Source organism: Phycisphaerales bacterium AB-hyl4 (genome assembly GCA_041821185.1).
In the GTDB taxonomy this organism is placed as follows: domain Bacteria; phylum Planctomycetota; class Phycisphaerae; order Phycisphaerales; family Phycisphaeraceae; genus Natronomicrosphaera; species Natronomicrosphaera hydrolytica.
This window is the reverse complement of sequence record JBGUBD010000006.1, coordinates 1-23682: the sequence shown is the minus strand read 5'-3', so window position 1 is coordinate 23682 and position 23682 is coordinate 1. Positions and strand designations below refer to the sequence as shown.

Annotated in this window: 23 protein-coding genes; 7 read left to right on the top strand and 16 right to left on the bottom strand. The window is 63.3% G+C overall.

The window, feature by feature from the left end:
- Nucleotides 1–7: 7 nt before the first annotated feature.
- The 11 genes from ACERK3_10640 to ACERK3_10590 form a co-directional block, all read right to left on the bottom strand.
- Nucleotides 8–310 (bottom strand): MoaD/ThiS family protein, encoded by a 303-nt coding sequence (locus ACERK3_10640; GenBank protein MFA9478753.1) that lies wholly within the window; start codon nt 308–310, stop codon nt 8–10.
- A gap of 3 nt (nt 311–313) precedes the next feature.
- The gene (moaA, locus tag ACERK3_10635) at nt 314–1285 is read right to left on the bottom strand and encodes a GTP 3',8-cyclase MoaA (protein MFA9478752.1); all 972 of its coding nucleotides are present in this window, start codon (nt 1283–1285) and stop codon (nt 314–316) included.
- Nucleotides 1286–1372: 87 nt separating this feature from the next.
- Entirely contained in the window at nt 1373–2743 is a 1371-nt protein-coding gene (locus ACERK3_10630) for a nitrate/nitrite transporter (GenBank protein MFA9478751.1), read from the bottom strand.
- Nucleotides 2744–2805: 62 nt separating this feature from the next.
- Nucleotides 2806–4236 (bottom strand): NarK family nitrate/nitrite MFS transporter, encoded by a 1431-nt coding sequence (locus ACERK3_10625; GenBank protein MFA9478750.1) that lies wholly within the window; start codon nt 4234–4236, stop codon nt 2806–2808.
- Entirely contained in the window at nt 4233–4496 is a 264-nt protein-coding gene (locus ACERK3_10620; protein ID MFA9478749.1) for a DUF6755 family protein, read from the bottom strand. The genes ACERK3_10625 and ACERK3_10620 overlap by 4 nt, the downstream gene beginning before the upstream one ends.
- Entirely contained in the window at nt 4493–5041 is a 549-nt protein-coding gene (locus tag ACERK3_10615) for a ubiquinol-cytochrome c reductase iron-sulfur subunit (GenBank protein ID MFA9478748.1), read from the bottom strand. Before ACERK3_10615 ends, ACERK3_10620 begins: the two co-directional genes overlap by 4 nt.
- Complete coding sequence (locus ACERK3_10610; GenBank protein ID MFA9478747.1) at nt 5019–5735, bottom strand: 4Fe-4S dicluster domain-containing protein; 717 nt, start codon at nt 5733–5735, stop codon at nt 5019–5021. The genes ACERK3_10615 and ACERK3_10610 overlap by 23 nt, the downstream gene beginning before the upstream one ends.
- Before the next feature lie 37 nt (nt 5736–5772).
- A complete protein-coding gene (locus tag ACERK3_10605; protein MFA9478746.1) occupies nt 5773–8040 on the bottom strand; it encodes a molybdopterin oxidoreductase family protein in 2268 nt (755 codons plus the stop codon).
- A gap of 88 nt (nt 8041–8128) precedes the next feature.
- Nucleotides 8129–9184, bottom strand: coding sequence for an MFS transporter (locus tag ACERK3_10600; protein MFA9478745.1), 1056 nt, complete (start codon nt 9182–9184; stop codon nt 8129–8131).
- Nucleotides 9181–9687: a DUF1858 domain-containing protein gene (locus ACERK3_10595; protein MFA9478744.1), complete on the bottom strand. Its 507-nt coding sequence runs from the start codon at nt 9685–9687 to the stop codon at nt 9181–9183. The genes ACERK3_10600 and ACERK3_10595 overlap by 4 nt, the downstream gene beginning before the upstream one ends.
- Before the next feature lie 33 nt (nt 9688–9720).
- Nucleotides 9721–10218: an Rrf2 family transcriptional regulator gene (locus ACERK3_10590; protein ID MFA9478743.1), complete on the bottom strand. Its 498-nt coding sequence runs from the start codon at nt 10216–10218 to the stop codon at nt 9721–9723.
- 134 nt (nt 10219–10352) lie between these two features.
- Here ACERK3_10590 and ACERK3_10585 point away from each other — a divergent pair, with 134 nt between their 5' ends.
- Nucleotides 10353–10970 (top strand): hemerythrin domain-containing protein, encoded by a 618-nt coding sequence (locus ACERK3_10585; GenBank protein ID MFA9478742.1) that lies wholly within the window; start codon nt 10353–10355, stop codon nt 10968–10970.
- Between the two features lie 81 nt (nt 10971–11051).
- On the top strand, nt 11052–11780 hold the full coding sequence (gene ric, locus ACERK3_10580; protein ID MFA9478741.1) for an iron-sulfur cluster repair di-iron protein: 729 nt from the start codon (nt 11052–11054) through the stop codon (nt 11778–11780).
- Between the two features lie 7 nt (nt 11781–11787).
- Here the strand turns inward: ric and ACERK3_10575 are convergent, their stop codons facing one another.
- From ACERK3_10575 to lpdA, 4 genes are all read right to left on the bottom strand, one after another.
- A complete protein-coding gene (locus ACERK3_10575) occupies nt 11788–12162 on the bottom strand; it encodes a ComEA family DNA-binding protein (GenBank protein MFA9478740.1) in 375 nt (124 codons plus the stop codon).
- Between the two features lie 37 nt (nt 12163–12199).
- On the bottom strand, nt 12200–13822 hold the full coding sequence (locus ACERK3_10570) for an endo-1,4-beta-xylanase (protein ID MFA9478739.1): 1623 nt from the start codon (nt 13820–13822) through the stop codon (nt 12200–12202).
- Between the two features lie 240 nt (nt 13823–14062).
- Nucleotides 14063–16096 carry an aldo/keto reductase gene (locus ACERK3_10565; GenBank protein ID MFA9478738.1) on the bottom strand — a complete coding sequence of 678 codons (2034 nt, stop codon included), beginning with the start codon at nt 16094–16096 and terminating at the stop codon, nt 14063–14065.
- 73 nt (nt 16097–16169) lie between these two features.
- Nucleotides 16170–17606 carry a dihydrolipoyl dehydrogenase gene (gene lpdA / locus ACERK3_10560; GenBank protein ID MFA9478737.1) on the bottom strand — a complete coding sequence of 479 codons (1437 nt, stop codon included), beginning with the start codon at nt 17604–17606 and terminating at the stop codon, nt 16170–16172.
- 159 nt (nt 17607–17765) lie between these two features.
- Here lpdA and ACERK3_10555 point away from each other — a divergent pair, with 159 nt between their 5' ends.
- From ACERK3_10555 to ACERK3_10545, 3 genes are all read left to right on the top strand, one after another.
- Nucleotides 17766–18653 carry a formyltetrahydrofolate deformylase gene (locus ACERK3_10555; GenBank protein MFA9478736.1) on the top strand — a complete coding sequence of 296 codons (888 nt, stop codon included), beginning with the start codon at nt 17766–17768 and terminating at the stop codon, nt 18651–18653.
- 212 nt (nt 18654–18865) lie between these two features.
- Nucleotides 18866–19393, top strand: coding sequence for a peroxiredoxin (locus ACERK3_10550; GenBank protein MFA9478735.1), 528 nt, complete (start codon nt 18866–18868; stop codon nt 19391–19393).
- Between the two features lie 121 nt (nt 19394–19514).
- Nucleotides 19515–20051 (top strand): carboxymuconolactone decarboxylase family protein, encoded by a 537-nt coding sequence (locus ACERK3_10545; protein ID MFA9478734.1) that lies wholly within the window; start codon nt 19515–19517, stop codon nt 20049–20051.
- Between the two features lie 135 nt (nt 20052–20186).
- Here ACERK3_10545 and ACERK3_10540 read toward each other — a convergent pair whose 3' ends face one another.
- Complete coding sequence (locus tag ACERK3_10540) at nt 20187–21449, bottom strand: WG repeat-containing protein (protein MFA9478733.1); 1263 nt, start codon at nt 21447–21449, stop codon at nt 20187–20189.
- Nucleotides 21450–21783: 334 nt separating this feature from the next.
- On the opposite strand from ACERK3_10540, the gene msrB reads away from it, so the two are divergent.
- Both msrB and murA read left to right on the top strand, forming a co-directional pair.
- Complete coding sequence (gene msrB, locus ACERK3_10535; protein MFA9478732.1) at nt 21784–22182, top strand: peptide-methionine (R)-S-oxide reductase MsrB; 399 nt, start codon at nt 21784–21786, stop codon at nt 22180–22182.
- Between the two features lie 57 nt (nt 22183–22239).
- Nucleotides 22240–23559: a UDP-N-acetylglucosamine 1-carboxyvinyltransferase gene (murA, locus tag ACERK3_10530; GenBank protein ID MFA9478731.1), complete on the top strand. Its 1320-nt coding sequence runs from the start codon at nt 22240–22242 to the stop codon at nt 23557–23559.
- The last annotated feature ends 123 nt before the right edge of the window (nt 23560–23682 follow it).

Sequence of the window (23682 nt, the reverse complement as noted above, 5' to 3'; positions counted from 1 at the left end):
TCAATTGCTACCCGCCGCTGATCATGCCGATCAGCGCCAGCTCATCGTCGCGGCGGATGCGATGGCCCTCGGCCACATATTCGTGGTTCACCGCGAATCGACTGCTCGGCAGGCTCGCCGCCAAGGTCGGCTCGGCCTCGGCCAACGCCTCACGCAACGCGAGGCAAGTCGGCTCAACACCATCAAGCGTCAGCGTGACCGCCTCTCGCCCGACCAGCTTCGCCTGCGGGCCAAACAGCTTAACCGTCACTTGCATCGGCATCGCATTGGACGCGTTGGACACGTCGGTCTCGTCGGTCTCGTCGGCCACGGCTCAACCTCCTATGTGGGTCATCACGACAAAACCATCGTGGGGGTGCTCTTGTCGTTTCTGCTGCAGGCCCATGGCGATCAGCTCGTCGAGTTGTTCGCTGTCAAACCGCGGCCGGAGCGCCGGCAGCAACGTGTGCGCTGGCTTATCCATCAGACACGGGTACAACATGCCATCGGCCGCGACGCGGATGCGGTTGCACGCAGCGCAGAAGTTGCAGCTCATCGGCGTGATGAAGCCGACCGTTGCTTCGCTGCCATCATCCAGTACCACACGATACCGTCGCGCCGCGTCGTGCCCCTGCTCCAGTGGTTGCCAATGACAGACGACTTCATCCATCTGCTCGCGCATCTGTGCCTCGGGCACGTAGCGGTCCGCCCACTGGTCGGCCAACGGTCCCATCGGCATCAACTCGATAAACCGCACTTCAAACCCGCGATCGGCGGCAAATCGGACAAGGCTCGGCAAGTCCTTCTCATTTTGCCCGCGCACCACGACACAGTTAATCCGGATGGGCACCAACCCCGCCGCCTCCGCCGCGTCGAGCCCGGCCAGGACGCGCTCCAGACCGTCCACGCCGGTCAGCTTCGCGAAACGCTCGGCGTTCAGCGTGTCCAGCGAAACGTTGATGCGATGCAAGCCCGCCTCGGCGTACTCACGTGCCCGGTGTGGCAGCGTCAGCGCATTGGTCGTCATCGCCAGATCGTCGATGCCCGGCACGCCACTGATTCGGCCGATGATCTCGGTCAGCTCCGGCCGACTCGTCGGATCGCCGCCGGTCAGCCGAACCTTGTGCAGGCCGTGATGCATCGCGAGGTGACGAACCAGGTTTTCAATCTCGTCGACGGAGAGGGTCGGCTCGTTACGCGGATGGCTGAGCTTGGCCGGCCGACAGTATGTGCAGCGCATCGCACACGCTTTGGTCAGCGAGAGGCGCAGGTGGCCGATGCGTCGTCCGTAAACGTCTTGAAACATAGTGGTGCAGCAACTTCCCGATTGTATTTATGACCTGGCGCGTCGGCTTTGTGACGGTAGAAGACAGTAACACATTCCGCGTCGAAGTCACGCATCGTTTCTGGCTGTGATCGTCGGCCCGCTCGCGGTCGGCAGGTCGAACTCATGCCGCACGTGGGACGCCTCTTCGCGCAACAGTCGCAGCACTGTCACGTGCAGCCACAACAGACTCAGGGCCGTCACCACGAACAAGGCGAAGAACGTTGCCTGCGGCACGCCGCTGAACGACTCAAAATAGGCAAACACCGGCGGCAGCAGGAACCCGCCCAGCGCCCCAAGCATGCCCACCAGTCCGCCGACGGCGCCGACGTCTTTCGGGAAGTAGTCGGGGATGTACTTGTACACTGCCGCCTTGCCGATGCCCATGCCCACCGCGACCACGAACAGTAGCGCTGTGAACAGCCAGACATTCAAACCAAGCGACAGTTGATAAACCTGCCCGCCGGCGGCAGGGACGGTGATGTGCATCTCCGGCAACGCCAGCAACAGCGTCGCCGCGGTCATCCCGCCGAACACCCAGTACATCACCCGTCGTGCGCCGAAGCAGTCTGAGAAGTAACCGCCCAGCGGCCGCAACAGGCTCGCGGGGAAGATGAAAAGCGCCGTGAGCAGCGCCGCCGGCCCCAGCGCGAGGCCGTACACATCCTGGTAATAGCGCGGCAGCCACACCGCCAGCGCGACATACGCGCCGAAGACGACGACGTAGTAGAGGCTGAACCGCCAGACGCGCATGCAGCGTAATGGCTGAAGCATGGCCGACAGCGCTCGCCCCTGGCCCGGCATCCGGTCGCGCGCCGGGCTCATCCACCACAACGCAGCCGCCATGCCCAGCAACAGGATGCCATAGAGGAACGGCACGAACCGCCATCCGCCGGGCACGACGCCGCCCAACCAGCCAACTGTCGGCACGATCGCGATCACCACCGGCGCGATGAACTTGGTCACCGACGCGCCGACATTGCCCGCGCCGAACACGCCGAGCGCGAAGCCCTGCCGTTTCGTGGGGAACCACGCCGCGTTCCACGCGATGCCGACCGAGAACGAGTTGCCCGCCAGCCCCAGGAGAAACGCGCAGAGCATCAGGTGGGTGTAGGTCTGGGCATAGCTGACCAGAAACGTCGGCACAGCCGTCAGCAGCACCAGTACGGTGAACACACGTCGGCCGCCATAGCGATCGGTGAGGATGCCGAACACCAGTCGCCAGAGTGAACCGTTGAGAATCGCGATCGCGGCGAGCCACGAGAACTGCACCGCAGACAATCCCAGCTCATCGCGCAACGGGATAGCCAGGATGCCGAACATCAACCACACGGCGAACATCAGCGTAAACGCCGTCGTCGACAACCAGAGCACGCGGTTGGCGGCGCTGGCCTCCGACAGGCTCCCCGGTGAGATGGATGTGGGCGTGGCGGTGGTCATGGCGACCCGTCTCCTGGTTGTCGGAAGGCATCATTGGCAATCGGACGTTGACCCTCGCTGCGCTAGCACGGCGCTTCCGCGCCGCGACGGGCGTAGTACCACCAGGTGATTCCCACGCAGGTCGCATAGAACACAACGAAGCCGTAGAGCGCCGCGGCGGGGCCGCCCGTGCCGGCGATGGCCCATCCGTAGCTGTACGGGATGACAAACCCGCCATACGCCCCCACCGCCGACGACAGGCCGAGCACCGCCGCGGCCTCTTTCGCGCCGCGCTGGGTGGCCCGGGCCTGGGCTTCGGGCGTGGGGTCGGCGTTGTGCTGCTGCTGGTTGAGGAAGATCACGGGGATCATCCGGAACGTGCTGCCGTTGCCGACGCCGGTGGTGGCGAACAGCACGAGAAACAGTGTGAGAAACAATGGGAAGTTGCCCGCATAGTCACCGCGCGGCAGCGTGAGCACGACGGCGAGGGCGGCGATGGCCATGGCGATGAAGTTCCAGAGCGTCACCCGTGCCCCGCCGAAGCGGTCGCTCATCCAGCCGCCGAGCGGGCGGATCAGCGCGCCGATCAACGGGCCGAGGAAGATGAACTGCGCCGCGTTGATGTCGGGAAATTGGCCACGAATCAACAGCGGCAGGCCGGCCGAGTAGCCGATGAACGAGCCGAACGTCCCGATGTATAGCCAGCACATCAGCCAGTTGTGCTTGCGCTTGAAGATGACCGCCTGCTCGCGGACCGACGCGCGGGCGCTGGCGAGGTCGTTCATGCCGAACCACGCCGCGATCGCCGCGATGAGGATGAACGGCACCCAGATGAAGCCGGCGTTTTGCAGCCAGAGCGTGCTCTCACCCGTGGCCTGTTGCGGTGAGCCTGCGAGGAAGCCGAACACGCCGATTGTGATCACCAGCGGCACGATGAACTGCGTCGCGCTGACGCCGAGGTTGCCCAGCCCGGCGTTGAGGCCCAGCGCCGTGCCCTTTTCTTTCTTGGGAAAGAAGAAGCTGATGTTGGCCATGCTCGATGCGAAGTTGCCCCCGCCCAGCCCGCACAGCAGCGCGAGCGTCGCCATGACCCAGAACGGCGTAGCCGGGTTCTGCACAGCCAGTCCGATGCCGATCGCGGGAATAAGCAATGAGCCGGTGCTGATCGCAGTCCACCGTCGCCCACCAACCAGGGGCACCATAAACGAGTAGAAGATGCGCAGCGTCGCGCCGGACAGCGCCGGTAGCGCCGCGAGCCAGAACAGTTGCGGCTGGCTGTACGTGAACCCGACGAGCGGCAGGTAGACCACCAGCACGCTCCAGATCATCCACACCGCGAACGCCAGCAGCAGCGCGGGGATGGAGATCCACAAGTTGCGTCGGGCAATGCGTCGGCCGGTCGACTGCCAGAACGCTTCGTCTTCCGGGTTCCAGTGTTCGATGACACGGCCGGTCGCGGCAGGTGGTGTTGCCCGCTTCGCACTCTCACGCAAGGTTGCAGCTTGATGTGTCATGGTCGCTCCAACGCGTAGAGGTAGCGAAGCAAGCCGAGATTCAGCGCGAGGCAGATGACGCTGGCCAGGCCGGCGGGGATGATCAACGACATGTCGCCGCCGAGGTACGCGTGCATCGTGGCGGTGAGCAGCCAGAGTTGCACGACCACCAGCGTGAGCACGAAACAGAGAATGCCGTACAGCACGGTCATTCGCTGCTCACGCGAAAGCGGCTGGCGGCGCTGCGCGCTCGGCGGTGATGTCGTTTGGCGATGGTTCATACCGGTTGCACCTCCACGCCGGTGGCGTAAATCACGTGGTCACGAATATCGAGAGTGATGCGATGCAGCGGGCGACGCGGCGGGCCGGCGAGCGGTCGACCGGTGTACAGGTCGAAGTAGCCGTTGTGGCAGGGGCAGTTCAGCCGACCCGTTTCCAGCTGCGGCCGTACGGGGCAATGCAGGTGTGTGCACTTGGAGTTGAACGCGACCAGCGTATCTTCGTCGGGCCTGATGAGAATGCAGTGCTCGTAGCGCGGGTAGCGGAAGCTCATGGCTGTGCCCACCGGCACGTCGTCGATCGAGGCGATCGGCTGCTCTGGCGGCTTGCCGCGAAAGCGTCGCATCAGGTTGTGCAGGCCGATCCACGACTGGCCGACCACGAACGCGCCGCTGGTGAGCACCATGAACTTGGTGAAATCGCGACGGGAAACGTAGTTGTCCTGCGGCACGTCAATGGGAAAGTCCTGCCGCCACTTGGGCTGCTGGTCCATCGGCTTGCCATCGGGCGCTTTGGAAAGTTCGTCAGGTTGTCGTGGCGGCATCATCAGGCTCCTCAACTGCGTCAGACTCGAACTGGAACAGGCTGTCCTCAAGCACATTCAGCCGTACGCGCTTACCGCTTCCTCCCGCGGCCGATTCGTCATGCATCGCACTGGTGACATCGACATACTCGGCCGAGCTGCTTCCAGGGGTGCCGCCAGGGCCGGCAGGCACCATCATGTTCACCTTCGTTGTGATGGTCTGGTGACCGAACTGAAACGTGTTGATCGGTCGCGACCGCGGCCGCAACTGCTCAACCTGCTCACGCGTACCGTAAAACAGTGCCCCGCTGGGGCAGACGGTCGCGCACATCGGCCGCTTGCCCACGCTCGTGCGGTCGTAGCACATGTCGCATTTCATCATCAACTCGAAATCGCTTTGCATCTTCGGCACACCAAAGGGGCAGGCGATGACGCAATTGTTACACGCGATGCAGCGCGGCTTACGCGCACTCTGCACCACGCCGTCGCCGGTCTTCTTGATCGCGTCGGCGGGGCAGACCTCGGCACACGTCGGCGAGTCACAGTGCATGCAGATCACCGGCACGGTCTGCGTCGATGTGCTGCGTTCGACATACTCAAGGTGAATCATCGGCCGCCCCTTGTGCGTGTCGCACTCGGCGCACGCCTGGACGCACGCCTGGCAGCCGATGCAGCGGTTCGGGTCGACAAAGAAATCAAAGTGTTCAGGTACAGGCATGGTTCGGCCTCGGCTATTCAAACATCAGACACATTCGCTACTGCTGCGCTTCCAACTCGGCGTCATACGCCGGCGGACCGTCCGCCTTCTTCACACGCACCGCGCAGACCTTGTATTCGGGAATCTTGGAAATCGGGTCCTGCGCCGAAATCGTGAGTTGATTCGCGCTCTTACGGCCGGCCCAGTGGTAAGGAATGAAGATCGTGTCCGGCCGAATCGTCTGCACCACCTGCGCCTTGAGCGTACACGTCCCCCGACGACTTTCGGCGGTGGCCCACTCACCGTCGGCGATGCCGAGCTTGCTCGCCAGACGCGGGTGCATCTCCATGCGCGGCTCGGGGTATTGATCGACCAACGGCCCGATCCGCCGCGTCTGCGTGCCGGAGAGAAACTGGCTTACCACTCGGCCGGTCGTGAGGATGATCGGATATTCATCATCCACATCCTCCGTCGGCGGCGAGTATGCAGCCACATTGAACCGCGCCTTGCCATCCGGGAAGTAGAACGGGCCCGCTCCCTTGGCGATCGGATTCCACGTGCCCGGCTCGAACAACCGTAGCGTGCCCGGATGGTCGATCGGCTTGCCTTCGGGATCTTCACTCGGGCAGGGCCAGAACACGCCGTAGTTCTGCTCGACCTTCTCCCACGTGATGCCGGAGTAGTCCGCGACGCCGCCTTTGCTGGCAGCGCGGAGTTCTTCGAAGATAGCGCGCGGGCCGGAAAAGGTCATGCCATGCGTTCGGCCGAGCGCCTTGGCGATGTCCTGAATGATCCGCCAATCCTGCTTCGCATCGCCCGGACACTCGACCGCCTTGTTGATCTTGATCACTCGGCCTTCGATCTGCGTGACCACACCCTCGTCTTCTTCCTGCAGCGAACCGGGCAGCACCACGTCGGCATGCCGGGCCGTCTCATTCAGGAAAAAGTCGATGGCGACATAAAAGTCCAGCTTCTCCAGACAGCGCTGCACGAACGCGTTGTCCGGCAGCGAAACCTTGGGATTGAAGCAAAGCGAGATGAGGCCCTTGATTTCGCCGCGGTCGATCTTGCGGAAGATTTCGTACGCGTCGACACCCGGGCCGGGGATGCTGTCAGGGTCGACGTCCCACACCTTGGCAACGTGGGCGCGGTGCTCGGGGTTGGCAATGTCGCGGGCGCCGGGGAGCTGGTCGCATTTCTGGCCGTGCTCGCGACCGCCCTGTCCGTTGGCCTGCCCGGTGATGGTGGCGTAGCCGCAGCCTTCGCGGCCGATGCGGCCGGAGGCGAGTACGATGTTGATCGCACCGAGCACGTTCTGCACACCGTGGCTGTGATGCTCAATCCCGCGGGCGTGCATGAGGAAGCTGGTCTTCGCCTGGCCCCACCACTCGGCCGCCTGGCGGATGTTCTTCTCCGCAATGCCAGTCACCTCGGCGGTGCGCTTCGGCGTCCACTGCTGCACGTGCTCAGCCAGCGCGTCGAAGCCGACGGTGTGGTTCTCGATGAAGTCGTGGTCGAGCCAGTCGTGCTCGATCATCAGGTTCAATATGCCGTTGAACAGCGCAATGTCACGCCCCGGCTTCACCGGCAAAAACAGATCGCAGGTGCGGGCGATCGGCGTGATGCGCGGATCGACGACGATGATCTTCGCCCCGTTCTCGCGTGCCTGCCAGACATAACTGGTCGTGATCGGCGAACATTCGGCCACATTCGAGCCGGCAATCCAGAGGACCTCCGCCTTGGGAATATCGCTCCACGGGTTGGCAGCGCGATCGATGCCGAAAGCCTTCTTGTTACCCGCCGCAGCACTGACCATGCACAGTCGGCCGTTGTAGTCGATGTTGCTGGTCTTCAGACACACACGAGCAAACTTGCCCATGAGATATGTCTTCTCGGTGGTCAGGCTCGCGCCGCTGAGCATGCCGAACGCATCCGGCCCATACTCGCGCTGAATACGTTCGATTGCGCCTGCGACTTGCTTGATCGCCTGGTCGTACCCGACGTTGCGGAAGCCGCCCGCCGCCTTGCCGTCGCGGACCATGGCGCTGAGCAGGCGGTCGGGGTGCGACCCTTGCAGGTAGCGCTTCACGCCCTTGGGACAGAGCATGCCCTTGTTGAACGGGAAGTCTTCCCAGGGTTCAAAGCCAATGACTTCGTTGTCCTTGACCTTTAATTGAATGCCACACTGCTGACCGCAGAAACAGCAGTGCGTCTTGACCAGTTTGTCCGGCTCCGCGCCGGTGTCCAGCCGAACGCCGGCCATTCGGGACAGGTGCGGGCCGAAGCGATCGATGATAGGCAGTTCGGTGGTGGGTTCAGTGGCCATGGTGACTTTCGCCGTGTCGTAAGGCAGGGCTTGCCCTGCCATGGTGTTCGTATGTCTGATGCACAATCCTGGCAGGGCAAGCCCTGCCCTACACCGATTCCGATCGCGCCGTCTGCCACAACCGGCCCTGGGCCAGGGCCAGCATCGCCCGCCGGCACTTGGGGCAGATGCGTTGGTAGTGATCAACTCCGGATTCCGCATCCATTTCGTAGCGATAGCCGAGTTGTCGCTCGACGGTGATCAGGTCGTCCACGTGAAGCTGCGAGGCGTAAGGCTCGTTGCATCGGGCACAGCGGGCCTGCTCGCCGCGCTCGCCGGCGTCTTTGTAGAAAGACACGCCAAGCTGCGCGGGTCGTTGGAAGATGTGGAAGAACTTGCCGAACGGCAGCCAGAGCAGCGTGAAGATGACGGTGACGGCGTGGATGATGGCGAGGAACTCGTAGGCGTAGCCGTGCATCCACTTGTAGCTGGCCCAGATCGCCAGGCCGGTGATGCTGATGGCGAACAGCAGGATCAACGGCAAAATGTCTTCGCCGAACTGCTGGACACTGATTGCGCCGTGGTCGCGCATACGTCGGCGAAAGGCGAGCATGACGCCGGCGATGACCAGGAATGCGGCCCAGACGAGGCCCTGGAAGATGAACTTGGCAAACAGCGAGTCGACGTGGAACGTCACCGTCGGGAAGCCGAAGAGGTAGGCAATGTAGTAGTCGAACTGGTCTGGCGGGCTTTCAAAGTGCACCCAGCCGAACACGAGCGGGAAGGTGATGCTCGCGGCCATGAGGCAGCCGACCATGATCAGCCAGTGTGCGCCCCATCGCATCTTGCCGCGTCGCCAGATGAACTGGTTCAGTGCGAAGGCGGAGGTGACGCGCTGGCCCCACACGAGCAGGTTGCGTGCGAGAAAGCGTGGCAGGAGGAACATCTGCCAGCCGCGTTTGAAGTAGAGGGCCGTCGGCGGCCGTTGCAGCCACATCGCGTAGCGGTACGTGATGCCGAAGATGGCGAACAGCGTGGCGAAGGTATAGCCGACCAGCGCGGCGTCGAAGTTCTGCAATCGTCGCGAGCCGACGACGCACATCACCGCCACGATGCCGGCCGTGAGCACGCCCCAACCGATGGATTTAATCACTTCCGGCTTCATACGTGGGCTCCGACAACTGGACTCTTGGAGGCAGGGGCGGTGTGCTCAGTAGAGCAACTGCACTGGTGACAAAGACCGGAACACGCGGCCGCGGGAGCGGCGTCGCTCTCCGGCGGCGCGTCAATGGCGTCGTTGAGCACTTCAAGCAGCGTCGCCAACGGCACACGCCCAATCATGGCTGCCTGGGCGAGCGTGATGCGCCGCGCGAGCGTGGCTCGCAACAGCGCGCTGCGAATGGGCGTAAAACCAACGCGTGCGAGCACCTCGATCGTCTGCGGATACCAGCGCACCACGTCGGCGACAAAGTGATACGACGCCAACCGGGCGGGCACGGCTTCGCCTTCATCGCTCAGCCCATCGGGGCGTTGCTTCGCTGCACGCCAGCCGCGCCACGAGATGGCCCCCAGGAAGTACCGGCGATAGACGGTGCCGGCGAGGCTTGATCGTGACGATGGCGCGTCATGGTGGCCGTTTGTGTTCACAGTGGCGTGCGGTTGGCTCATCGTTGCAGTTCCTTCATGACTCGGGTCACCCACTCACGATTCGCCACGGATCGGCGGTCGGACGACTTGCCGAACGTGCAGGCGCTGTTTGTTCGCGGTTGTGTCGGCTTCGCACAATGGTGGACTGTCCGTCGGCTCGTTCAGCAGGTCCGCAAGGGTCGAACCCGCGAAGGCCTGCTCGATGCTGGCCAGGGCATCATCCAACTGGCGATGCAGCGGACACAGGTTCGTGCCGTGTGACTTGAGGCCCAGCGGACAGCCGCGGATGCGCGGCACGGGGTCGACCGCGTTCAGTACGTCCAGAATCGTCATCTCCGCCGGTGGCCGAGCCAGCGAAAAGCCGCCGTGCAAGCCGCGCTGGGCCTGCACCAGACCGCCGCGGCCCAGTTGCTGGAGCACCTTCGAGAGGTAGCCCGCTGGGACACGGGTCAGCTCCGCCAACTGGCTGGTCACGATGGGCTCGCCGTGATGGCTGGCCAGGCAGACCACCGCTCGGAGGGCGTACTCGGAGGTTTTGGAGAGGAGAAGCATGGCCGGCCCAACAAGGTGGATATCAAGACATTTAACTCTTGACAGGCAGATTAACGAGTGCTAGGCTGCTAGTCAAGGGATATGTGTATGTATTTGTCCTGTTTTAATCCGGGCACCACGAAACGAGCAACATCATGGCTGTGACACTGGGGCAGGGGGCGTTAGCCGGGTTTGACGAGCCGATCCGCGTGTTGATGGACTGTCATCGCCGGATTGAGAAGTTCCTCTCCTTGCTGCTGCGTGTCGCCGACGAATGCCGCGGCGAGGCGATGGGCAGTGAGTATCGCGAGGCGGCCGAGTCTGCCTTGCGTTACTTCGCCAACGCCGCGCCGCATCACACTGCCGACGAGGAGCAGTCGCTTTTTCCGGCGCTTCGACGTCACGCGGACGATCCGCGGGTCGCGGAGGCGTTGCGTCGGATTGCCCTGCTTGAGGCCGACCACGACAAGGCAGACGCCGCGCACGCCCGCGTCGCCGAGTTGATGCAGCGCTGGCTGGACGAGGGCACGCTGCCTGCCGCCCCGCTGGCCGAGCTGCGCGAGACACTTGCCACGCTGCACGCGACCTATGTTCGCCACATAGCCGAGGAGGACGAGGTGATTTTTCCCCTCGCCGCCGAGGTGCTCGCCCGCGAGGTGCTCATCGACGTCGGCCGATCGATGGCGAATCGGCGCGGCATCGAACCGAACACCACCGGCCCGCGCTGCAAGCACGCCCAACCGAATCATCACGCAAAACAGGACCATTCGTAAGCCGACCCCTGTTTGCGCCCCCACCCCCGCGTTTTATTTGCAAACACGCTCTTGAGCACCTTTACCCCCCGGAGACTTGCCATGACCGCCATCGACATCAACACCACCATCGGCCAACTCGTTGCCGACCGCCCCAGCCGATCGCGGCTGTTCGAGAGTCTGGGCATCGACTACTGCTGCGGCGGCAAGCAACCCTTGGCCGACGCGTGCCAGAAGCATGGCCTCGACGCCAACACGGTGGCCAAACTGCTAAGCGCCACCGAACAACAGGTCGGCCGTGAAACCTCGCGCGACTGGACGCAGGCCCCGCTCACCGAGCTGGCGGACCACATTGAACAGACCCACCACGCCTACCTCCGCCGCGAGCTGCCTCGGCTCACCGCCATGGTCGACAAGGTCGCCAACGTGCACGGCCAGTCGTACGGATGGCTGATCAGCCTCCGCAACGTCTTCAACGGTTTCGTGCCGGAACTGAACGCCCACATGCTCAAGGAAGAGCGCGTGCTGTTCCCGATGATCCGCCAGCTCGAAGCCGGCGAGGCCGATGCGGCCAACCATTGCGGCGGGCTGAGCAATCCCATCCGGATGATGGAACACGAACACGATCAGGCCGGCGACGCGCTGGCGAAGATGCGCGAGCTCACCGCCGACTTCACCCCGCCCGAAGGCGCGTGCAACACCTTCCGCGCCATGCTGGACGGCCTGGCCGAACTGGAGCACGACATGCACCTGCACGTGCACAAGGAAAACAGCATCCTCTTCCCACGCGCCAGCGAACTGGAAGTCCGTCAGCAGGGCACGGCTGCCTGACGCCGACTCAAGGCTCAGTCGGTGGAAGCGGATCGAGCGTAATCCATGGCTTGATCCGCTCCACCGTCCGTGGACCAATGCGGTGGACCCGCTCCAGCGCCTCCCGGCGATCGAATCGCCCCCCCTGCTGCCGATCAACCAGAATGTGATCGGCCAGCCGCGGGCCGATGCCCGGCAGCAGTTGCAGCTGGATCGCATCGTCATCATTCAGATGAACACGGTAGTCCGACGGCGTCGGCGTAAGATCGCCAGCGGTCGCGGGCTGGCGGTGATAGGCCAACCCCAGGCTCAGCCAGGCCGACACGAGCAGGCCGACCACGATCGGCGGCAAGTACCGCCAGCGGGGTCCGTCGGCAGCAGGCTCGGCAGGGCTGTTGGGCATGACGAGGGCCTGGTCATGTGGGGCATGAGCCAAACGGTCAGATGTGCTCGCCCCGGTCGTCCGGAGCGTCCGCCGATTTGCTGGCCGCAGCCTCGGCCTCGGTATCCGGCGTGGCAGCCCCGACCGGGTCCGGCTGCACAGCGGCCGCGGCGGCGTGCTGCTGGCTTAGGTTCTGCCGAAACGCAACCAGCCGTTTGAACGACCCCTTCGGCTGAAGCGACTCGCTCACCAGACCCGACAGCGGCAGGTCGATCCGCGGGTGGTCGATGATGTCCTGCCACGCCACCGCTTCCACGAACGGCTTGCTCACCGCGATCTGCAACACCGCCTCCAGCCAGTGACTCTGCACCAGCGGCGACCACGGCCGACGCCAATGACCAGCATTATCATCCGCCGGCTCGCTCGCCTCCGGCTGGGCGATCATCATCGACGTCACCGGCTCGCTCGGCGCCGCCAGCGTCAGATGCACCGGCTTGCCAAACCCCGCATACTGATCGAACAGGTCGCTGATCTGCATCAGGTCCCGCGTATATTGCCCCGACACCGCCTGCCCCATCGCCAGTCGAACGCCAAGCCCGTCGAAGTTGATCCCCGACTGCACCAGCAAGTCCGAATACATCTGCGGCGGAATCGAGCGAGGATTGCCCGAATAATACTCGCCAAACGGCTGACGCAACTCAATGATGCTCTTGCCACTGGGCGCGAGCTTCTTCACCTGCAACGTCGTCATCCGCGTCAGGTCCATGAGCTGGTCAAAGTTGAAGCTCATGTGCGTATTCACGTGCAGGCCCGACACGACGATCCAAGCGCTCACGTGGTCCTTGTACCGCTTGACTACACGCTCCACATGTTCGTACACCAGGTCGCGAACCGTGTCGTAGTCGTGCTCCCAGATGTATAGCCAATCCGGAAGGTTCGCCGGGTCAAAGCTGATCAACGGCCCGGCCACCACGGGCAACCGCGCCCGGCTGGCCCACTGCATCCAGTTGTCCATCACCTGCCAGCGGTAGTTGTCCTCCTCCGGCGCCAGCGCTCGCCAGGGCATGGGCATCTGCACGAAGTCGAAATTCGCAAGCAACCCCGCGCGAAGCAGGTCCTGCGTCTGCGCCAGGTCCACCCCACAACCCAGCGGGCAGCGTGGCCCGTTGGCGCTGTTCTTCCGACGATTCAGCAGCAACTCCGAATGCGCCAGTGCCAACTCTTCGCTGCCGTCCAGCGACGCGGCGAGGCATTCGTGGGCCATCCGGTCCGCCTCGGCAGGGTCTTCGCCCTGCTGGCTGAGCGCTTCAACGAACAGCTGTCGGCTCTTCTCCGTCCGCTTCGTGACCACGTGCTCGCTGTCCAGCTCGAACATGCCCCAGTCTTCGAGCTTCGTGTAAAGCGTCATCAGCCGATGCCGGGCAAGCTCCAGCGTCAGCAGGTACGGCTCGACCCGCTCGGGCAGCAGGCAGGTCTGGATGGTCATCTCACCCAGACCCTTGACCGGGTATTGCAGCGCAAGGGCACACGAGCCGGCCTCACGCTTTTCGCAGATGACATGCCCGTCTTCGTAGCGAACCTCGCCACGCATCGCGCTGCCGTCGGCGCCGATGAGGTAGGCGTTGCGCAAACGCCAGCGTTCCGCGGGCTTGCCATTGTCGTAAACAAGAAATTTCAGCATCTTCGGCAGCCTCGGCCGCAACGGGTGGGTTTATGCTCTCGTACGGCCCGATCCCTGCATTATCGCCCCGTGAGCGGGGATTGCAACGCGAGCATACACGAAAGATGCCCTAAAGACCGGAACGATCCCCACTAACCGATAAAGCCCACGGATATAGCGCAGCGAATCCGTGGGTTCCCCCAACCAGAAACCAAAAACCAAAAACCAGTAACCAGAAACTAGAAACTAGAAACCTCCCCCTCACACCGGCACGTCCGCCGTCTCCAGGTTCAGCCAGGCCAACTCATCCGGCGAAAGCTCCACATCCAGCGCCGGCAGACTCGTCCGCATCTCCTCCAACGCGCGCGGCCCGAACAGCGCAAAGCTCGGGAACGGCTGACACAGCACATACGCCGCGGCGATGTTGATCGGCAACACCCCGTACTTCTTCGCCAGTTCGATCGCCCGCTCGCGACGCTGCATATTGTCATCGCTGTACCAGCAGCGCACGAGATCCTTGTCCGACTGCTCCTCCGCAGGCACGTCCGCCCGCCCCGTAAAAAAGCCGCGGGCCTGGCTGGACCAGGCAAGGTTGGGCGTCTGCGTATTTTCATGCCACGCACGCGACTCGGGGTCGCTCGCGGCAATGCAGCCGACCCAGACCGGGTCGACCATGCGGGCGAGGCTGAAGTTGTTACTCAACACCGTCATCGGCTGCTTGCCCTGCTCGCGGGCGTACGCGTTCGCCTGCTCGAAACGTTCGATCGACCAGTTCGAGCCGCCGAACACGCCGATGCGGCCGGCCTTGTGATGCTCGTTGAGCACGTCGATGAATTCACCCACCGGCACCTCAAGGTTGTCGCGGTGCATCATGTAGATGTCCAGATGGTCGACGCCCAGGCGGTCGAGCGTTTCGTTCAACTGGTCCGTAATGCCCTGCGGTGTGCAGTAAGGCGTATGCGCGCCTTTGCCGATGACCACAGCCTGATCGCGCACGCCGCGTGCCTTCAGCCACCAGCCCAGCAGCCGTTCCTGCTTGCCGCCGCCGTAGAGGTACGCCGTGTCAAACGTATTGCCCCCGCGTTCGAAGTACGCGTCGAACATCGCCGCCGCGTGCGTGTGCGTCATCTGATTGTCGCAACCCATGATCAACCGTGACACGGGCTGTTTGACGCCGTCGATGCTGGCGTGCTTCATCGGCGCGTTGCTTGATCGCTTGAGCGGTCGGCCGTGTGCCGGCGTGGTGAGGCGTTCGGGCTTTTCCTGCTCGTAGACCAGGCCCACCGCGCGACGCCAGCGGTCGAGCGTTTGAATGTTGCCCAGCGAGTCGGCCCAGTCCATCGCCGGGGCCTCGGCCTGCAACTCGCCTGCCGCGAGCGCCCGCGCGACCACTTCGATCTCATACGCATACGCCGTGCGATCGGTCGTCACCATGACCGTCTCCGGCTCAGCGCCTTTGCGACGCACGTGCAGCTCGAACGCGCCGCCACTTGTGCGGTCATGCGTCCACGGGTTGGGCACTTCGATATGCCCCTTGTCGCCGAAGATGCGGACCTTGTTTTCGAGATTGGTCGTGACGCTCGTCGCCACTTCCGCCAGCACGCCGTTGGCAAAGCGGAGCGTGCCCACCGCCCGCGCGTCGACGCCGGTCGGCGCGAACACCGCCGAGCCCGTGCCGTCGACCGGGTCGGCAAAACGCTTGCCATCCACCGCGCCCGCCACCAGCCGAGCGAACGAAACGGGATAGCAGCCCACGTCGAGAATGCCCCCGCCCGCCAGGTCGTTGTTGAACACTCGGCTATCAGGGTTGAAGCCCGCCTGAAAGCCGAAGCTCGCCTGCACCAGATGCACCTCGCCGATCGCGTCGCTTCGGATCAGCTCCACCAGCTTGATCGTCTGCGGATGGCAGCGGTACATGAACGCTTCCATGAAAAACACTCGCCGCTCAGCCGCCTCGTTGATCATCGCCATCGCGTGCGCGTGGTGCACCGCCAACGGCTTCTCGCAGAGCACCGCCTTACCCGCTTCGATCGCGCGGATCGCCCACGCCGCATGGAACGGGTGTGGCGTGGAGATGTAGACCGCCTGCACGTTGCCGTCGGCGAGCAGGTCTTCATAGCTGCCGTGGGCCGTGCCTCGCCCGGCGTTGTTCTCATCGAGAAACTTTTTCGCCGACGCCTTCGCCCGACTACCCACAGCGACCAGCTCGCCCGCATCCGTCTGCGTCAACGCGGTGGTGAACGCCTTGGCGATGGCTCCGCTGCCGATGATGCCCCATTGGACAGGCTGGCTCATGGTTGGCTCGACTTTCTCGTATCAGGTTTGCTGTGAACGTCGACCGCGGACCGCGCGTCGGCAGGGTCGATCATTAAAAGTGAATCATCCGTCCGTCCGTGCCCAACGCCGCTTCGTGCACCGCTTCGCTGAGCGTGGGGTGAGCGTGAATCGTTGCGATCACCTCGTCGGCGGTGGCTTCGAGTTTCTTCGCCAGGCCGAGCTCCGCGATGAGCTCGGTGACGTTTTCGCCGATCATGTGCACGCCGAGGATTTCGCCATGCTTCTTGTCGGTAATGAGCTTCACAAAGCCCTCAGCGTTACCCAGCGCCTGCGCCTTGCCCGACGCGGTGAACGGAAACTTGCCAACGTTGTAGTCGAGCTTCTGCTCCTTGCACGCCTGTTCGGTGAGGCCCAGCGAGGCGACCTGCGGGTTGCAGTAAGTGCAACCCGGGATCGAGCTGTAATCAATGTCGTCCGCGTCATGGCCGGCGATCTTCTCAACGCAGACGATCGCCTCTTCGCTGGCAACGTGGGCCAGCCACGGCGGGCCGATGACGTCGCCGATCGCATAGATGCCGTCGACGCTGGTCTTGTACGTTTTCTTATCCACCTTGATGTGGTCTTTGAAAATCTCAATGCCGAGCTTGTCATCAAACAGGCCGTCGTACTTGCCTTTCACGCCGATGGCGACAATGACCTTGTCCGCCTCAAGCGTGAACGGCTTGGCTTTGCCCTTGTCATCGATCGGCGAGATGTGGGCTTTGATGCCCTTGTCGGTGCGCTCGATCTTTTCAGTCTTATGGCCGGTGTAGGACTTGATGCCCTGCTTCTTGAACGCGCGGGCGATGGCCTTGGACACTTCCTCGTCTTCGATCGGCAGCAGGCGGTCGACCATTTCAACGACCGTCACTTCCGTGCCGAAGGCATTGTAGAAGTAGGCGAACTCCATCCCGATCGCGCCGGCCCCGATGATCAACAGCTTCTCGGGCTGCTTCTTGAGTGCCATGGCTTCCTTGGAAGAGATGACGGTCTCGCCATCGAAGTCCGCGCCAGGCAATGGGCGCGGGCCTGCGCCGGTAGCGATGAGGATGTGCTTGGCTTTGAGGGTTTCCTTGGCCTTGCCTTTGCGGCTGGTGTCTTCCGGGCCGAAGACTTCGATAACGCCTTGCTTGGGGATGTGGGCGTGGCCTTCGAAGTGGGTGATTTTGTGTTTCTTGAAGAGGAAATGGATGCCTTTGTTCATCTGGCCGGCGACGTTGCGCGATCGGCCGATGACTTTTTCCCAGTTGTGGCGAACGTTGTCGGCTTCGATGCCCCAGGCGTCGGCCTCATGCTTGAGGTGATGGTAGAACTCCGCGCCGGCGAGCAGCGCCTTCGTCGGGATGCAGCCCCAGTTGAGGCAGACGCCGCCGAGCTTGTCGCGCTCGACGCAGGCGGTTTTCATGCCAAGCTGGGCGGCGCGGATCGCGGCGACATACCCGCCGGGGCCGCCGCCGATGACGACGAGATCGAAACTTTGTTCTGCCATGGTCTGGTGTCTCAAGGTTGGGTGTTGCGAATAGAAGCCCGATTTTAGCGGATCGGACGCCGACGTTCAGGAAGCCGACGATGACAGTACAATCACCGGCGATCCGAGGCTTGGCGTGGCTCAGCCCTCGGCTTGTGTCAAGACAGGAGCAGATGTGGCATGGCAACACCCGTCAAAGCAGTGGTCAGTGTGATCGGCCGGGACCAGAAAGGCGTCGTCGCACGCTTCGCGACGTACCTGGCGGAACATGGCGTGAACATTCTCGACCTGGAACAGCAGGTCGCGCATGGCCAGTTTCTCATGGACATGCTCGTCGACCTGGTCGAGCTGGACCTGTCGCTGGACGAGTTGATCACCGGCCTGCTGAAGCTGGGCGTGGATGTGGGCATGGACGTTCGCGTGTCGCTGCACGATCAACGTCGACGCAAGCGCGTCGCGGTGCTCGTCAGCAAAGAGCCCCACTGCCTGAAACAGCTCATCGACGACTGGCAGGCGGGCCACTACCGCGGCGAACTGGTCGGCGTGCTGGGCAACCACCCGGACCTCGAACCGGTGGCGAAGGCGGCGGGCCTGCCGTTCGCGTACAAAACTGCGACGGATAAGGGCGCACACTTCGAATGGATGCTGGAGCAGCTCAAGGCGATGGACGCCGACCTGGTCGTGCTGGCCCGATATATGCAGATCGTGCCCCCGCAGATGGTCGAAGCGTTTCGATACAAGATCATCAACATTCACCCGTCGTTGCTGCCTTACTTCCCCGGCGCTCGGCCGTACCACCAGGCGTGGGAGCAGGGCGTGCGCGTGACGGGGTGCACCGCGCACTTCGTAACTGAAGCGCTCGATGAAGGGCCCATCATCCTGCAGGACGTTTTCCACATCGACGTGGGCAAAGACTCGGCGTCGGACGTGCGGAAAAAGGGCGTCGAACTGGAAAGCCGAGTGCTCTCGCAGGCGGTGCAGATGTTCCTGGATGAAAAGCTTGTCGTGGTGGAGGACAAGGTCGTGTTTCGGCCGGGGTTAACGCGGTTTCTGGAACACGCGGAGTGATCGCGCCCCCACGGATTGCCCCACGGATTCGCTGCGCTACATCCGTGGGCTTTGCCTGAAAAAGCATTTTCCTTGACTTGACATTGCTTGGAAAGATTCTAATCTATGGCTCGTGCCGTCTTGCGGCGGCATCCCGCATTGTTGGTGTTTCCGAACAAAATTTTTGTGGTTTTTTGTGAACCCGCCTGAGAAGGCGAGAGAGGTATGAACTCATGCTGACCGTTGGCGAAAAGTTCCCGGAATTCAATTGCAAAGCGTGCGTCGGCCTTGAGAAGGAAGACCTTGTCGATATCAACAGCGGCACGCACGAAGGCAAGTGGAAAGTGTTCGTGTTCTATCCCAAGGACTTCACGTTCGTCTGCCCGACGGAACTGGTGGAGTTTTCCAAGAAGGTGAAGGACTTCGCCGACCGCGACGCCGTGGTGTACGGCGCGAGCACGGACAACGAGTTTTCGCACCAGGCGTGGCGGAAGAGCCACGACGACCTGCGCGACTTGCAGTATCCGCTGCTGGCGGCGCAGAAGCTGGCGGGCGAACTGGGCGTGCTCTGCCCGAACGAGACAGTCTGCCTGCGAGCGACGTACGTCGTCGATCCGCAAGGCGTGATCCAGTGGGTGACTGTGAACAACCTCAGCGTCGGCCGAAGCGTCGAAGAAACGCTCCGCGTGCTCGACGGCATCCAGTCGGACGAGTTGTGCCCCTGCAACTGGCAGTCGGGCGACCCGTACCTGGAAGTGTGATTTTTATTTGGTGATTTGGTGATCTGGCGATTTGGCGATGTGAAGTCGCCGAACGCCGAAGACGACATACGTGTTGTCTTTCTGATCACCAAATCGCCAGATCACTAAATTTGGATTTCCCATGAGTGACACCATCACCACCCCTGCCATCGACGCGCTGCGAGACAAGCTGCCGGACCTCGCGAAGGATCTACGGCTGAATCTCCAATCCGTGCTTCGGCCGGAGAAGCTCACCCAATCGCAGGTCTGGGGCACGGCGCTGGCGTCGGCATACTTCGTGCGATGCGAGGAACTCAGCGACGCGCTGCTCGCGGACGCGAAGGCGGCGGACGTCGGCGAAGATGTCATCGAAGACGCCAAAGCCGCCGCGGCCCTGATGGCGATGAATACAACCTATTACCGCTTTCGGCATCTGATCGAGTCGGAAGCGTACAAGATGCCGGCCCGCCTGCGCATGTCGCGGATGGCGCAGCCAGCGACCAGCAAGGTCGATTTCGAACTGTTCGCGATGGCATGTGCCGCCCTGTCCGGCTGCCAGATGTGCGTCAACGCCCACGAAGCGAGCATCAAGAAGCACGGCCTGAGTGAAGAGCATGTGCACGACTCGGTGCGCATCGCTTCGGTGATCAATGGCGTCGCGACAGCTTTGTCGCTATGATGATGATTTAATCGACTACAACCCAGCCCCACCCCGCACGCCCAGCTGTTGATGACCTTGTCGTCCGGCTGGGCGTCTTTTTGCGCGCATCGCGTGGTATGACATGACATGGCATGACGTCGCGTGACATCACCGTCACGGCACGGGCGGCCGGGGCAGCTCCGGCTCATACTCGTGATCGGGCGGGTAGGGCTCGGGCATCGGCGCACGCTGCGGCGGCGGGGGCACGGCGCCGCGACGGTAACGGCGCAGATATTGAAACTCCGGGTCGGCCCGCAGGCGGGTGGTGCGGTTGCGGATCTGTCGAAGCGGAGCGCGCGGGTCCCACACCGCTCGGCCGGACACGTCGACATACGCAAAGCTGTTGTCAATCGAAACGCGTGCGAGGTTGCGGAAAAACGGTTGGGCGTGATTGAACTGGAGTGCGATGCGGTGATCGCCCATGCGGTTGACGTAGCCGTGCTCGTCGCCGAGTCCGACCATCGCCAGGCCGTCGGCGAAGTCGCTGGCGTCGTCGTATCGCGTGTCGACAACCAGTCGGCCAGCCTTGTCGATATAGCCCCATCGCCCGTCGCGCATCACGCGGGCGAGGCCGTCGTGGAAGTCGCCTGCCTGCTCGTAGCTGGGCTCGATGCGCAAGCGGAAGCTGCGATCGAAGTAGCCCCACTTGCCATGCACGCGGACGCGAGCGAGGCCGTCGTGAAAATCGCCCAGGTGTGAGAAGTCGCCCTGCGTGTCAGCGAAGATCAGCTCACCGCGTTTGTCGATATAGCCGAGCATGCCGGGGTTGGGGCCATCTTCGGGCAACTGCACGACCGCCCTGCCCTGGTGGAACGAGCGGGCGCGGGCGAAGGCGAGCGGGATCGCCAGTTCGCCCCGGCGGTCGATGTAGCCGACGCGATCGCCCTGCTGCACCGCCGCCATGCCTTCCTGAAACCGCAGCGCCCCATCGAGCTCAATCGGCAGGAACACGCGTCCCGCCTTGTCGAGATAGCCGAACCGTTCGCCGTCGCCGATGACGGCATACCCATCGGCGTAACGGTCGGCGTAGGGGTAGATCGGGTCGGTCAGCCAGCCGCCTGCGCCGTTGATGAAGCCGGTGCGTTCGTCGCGGACGACGCGGATACGGCCGTCCCATGTGTAGTCGGCCCAGTCGAATTGGGGATAGACGACCAGGTCGCCCTGGCGATTCATCAGGCCCCACCAGTTGTTGATGTTGACGGGGTAGAGCGCTTCGTCGAGGCGGGGGTCGACCCACTGAACGCCGGAGAAAACCGGCCGACCTTGCAGTAGCTCGCTGGCGTCAGGCTGGCTGGCGTTTGCCGGGCTCGTCAGCAGCAGGCCGACGAGCAGGATGACCTGTAATTGCCGTAACCGTTGGCCGAGCGTTTGGAACATGCTGCACCCCGCCTAGAATAAAAACCCCGGGCCCCTGGTTGAGTGTATCACGCCCCACTGGTGCGGCGGCGAAAAACCGGCAGCAAAAGGTTCCGCCATGATTAACTTCCGTCGGCGTCGCTTCGGGCTGAACGCGTATGTGCTGTTGATCATTGCCGTCGGGGTGCTGCCGGCCTGCGAGGCCGACACCCGCTCGACTGCCGCGCCTGTCGAGGCGACGGGACACAGCCAGGCCTCGACGACGGCGGCGACGGCGACAACGTCGGCCGCGTCACAGGCGATCACCAAACTCGACTTCGGCCTGACTCGCATTACGATCACGGAGACCCCGCCCATGCAACGCGATATCGAAAAACATGAAGACCAGTGGCGCGAGCAGCTCACGCCCGAGCAGTATCGCGTCGTCCGCGAAAAGGGCACGGAACGGCCGTTCACCGGCCAATACAACGAACACGACGAAACAGGCACGTATGTCTGCATCGCCTGCGGCGCGGAGCTGTTCGCCTCGGGCACGAAGTTCGAGTCCGGCTGCGGCTGGCCGAGCTTTTACGATGTGGCGAACAACGACAATATCGAGTTGCAACGCGACACCAGCCACGGCATGAACCGCGTGGAAGTGCTCTGCAAACGCTGCGGCGGACACCTGGGCCATGTCTTTGAAGATGGGCCGCAGCCGACGGGGTTGCGATATTGCATCAATTCGGTGTCGTTGAATTTCAAGCCGGACGAGTAAGGCCGCCGACGTTGGCGGGCTTGCCGCGCGGGGCGGAATCTGCGACAACTTGACCGCATGGACGCATTCGTAATTCATGGCGGTAAACGGCTACGCGGAACGTTTCGTGTGCATGGCTCGAAAAACGCGAGCCTGCCACTGATGGCGGCCGCGTTGCTCAGCGACAAGCCGATCACACTGCAGGACGTGCCCGACCTGGCGGACATCCGGTCAATGGGTCGGCTACTGACCTCGCTGGGCTGTGAAGTCACACGCACCGGCGAAGGCAACCGCTCGCTGAAGCTGCACACCTCGGCTGACACCAACTCGCAGGCCACCTACGAAATCATGCGGACCATGCGCGCGGGCATCTGCGTGCTCGGGCCGCTGCTCGCTCGGCGGGGCGAGGCCCGCGTGTCGATGCCCGGCGGCTGTGCGATCGGCGATCGCCCGGTCGACCTGCACCTGCGCGGCCTGCGCGCCCTGGGCGCTCGCATCAGCCTCGACGAAGGCTACATCGTCGCCGAGACCCCCAGCGAAGGACTCGTCGGCTGCCACCTGTTCCTCGGCGGGCCCAACGGCTCGACGGTGCTCGGCACAGCCAACGTCATGTGCGCCGCCACGCTCGCCAAGGGCACGACCGTCATCGAGTCCGCCGCCTGCGAGCCGGAGGTGGAAGACCTGGCCAACCTGCTCAACGCGATGGGCGCAAAGATCACCGGCGCAGGCTCGCCGCGCATCACCATCGAAGGCGTGAAGTCACTTAAAGGCGCCGACCACGCCGTGCTGCCCGACCGCATCGAAGCGGGCACGTACGTCATCGCCTCGGCGATCACCAACGGCGACGTGGTGTTGGAAAACTTCCCGACGCTGGCGCTGACCGCGCTGCTCGATCGATTGAAGTTCGTGGGCATCGAAGTCGAGCCGGACGACGGCAACGGCGCGGTGAGCAAAGACCGCCTGCATGATCGTGTGCGTATCGCCACGCAGCGCCGCCTGCAGCCCGTACATGTGGTGACGCAGCCGCACCCCGGTTTTCCGACGGACCTTCAGGCGCAGATGATGGCGCTGCTCTGCCTGGCGGACGGCAATTCGATCATCACGGAAAAGATCTTCCCCGACCGTTTTCTCCACGTCGCGGAGCTGGCGCGGATGGGCGCGGACATGGTGCGCAGCGGGCCAACCGTGCTCGTGTCAGGCGTGCGTGAGCTGATCGCCGCGCCGGTGATGGCCAGCGATCTGCGTGCCTCGGCGGGGCTGGTGCTCGCCGGCCTCGCGGCACGAGGGACCACGACGATCAACCGTGTTTATCACCTCGACCGCGGCTATGAACGCATGGAGCTGAGCCTGCAACAACTCGGCGCGGACATCGAACGCGTCGACCGCGATGCGGTGTAATTGCGGATCAGACATGACTCTCAGGCACCCTCGAAGCCCACGGCGTCACGCCGTGGGCTTCAGCCTCCTATACAGAGCCCGAGTCTGATGGCTCATCCCTATTGTTTTCATTACTGCCGTAAC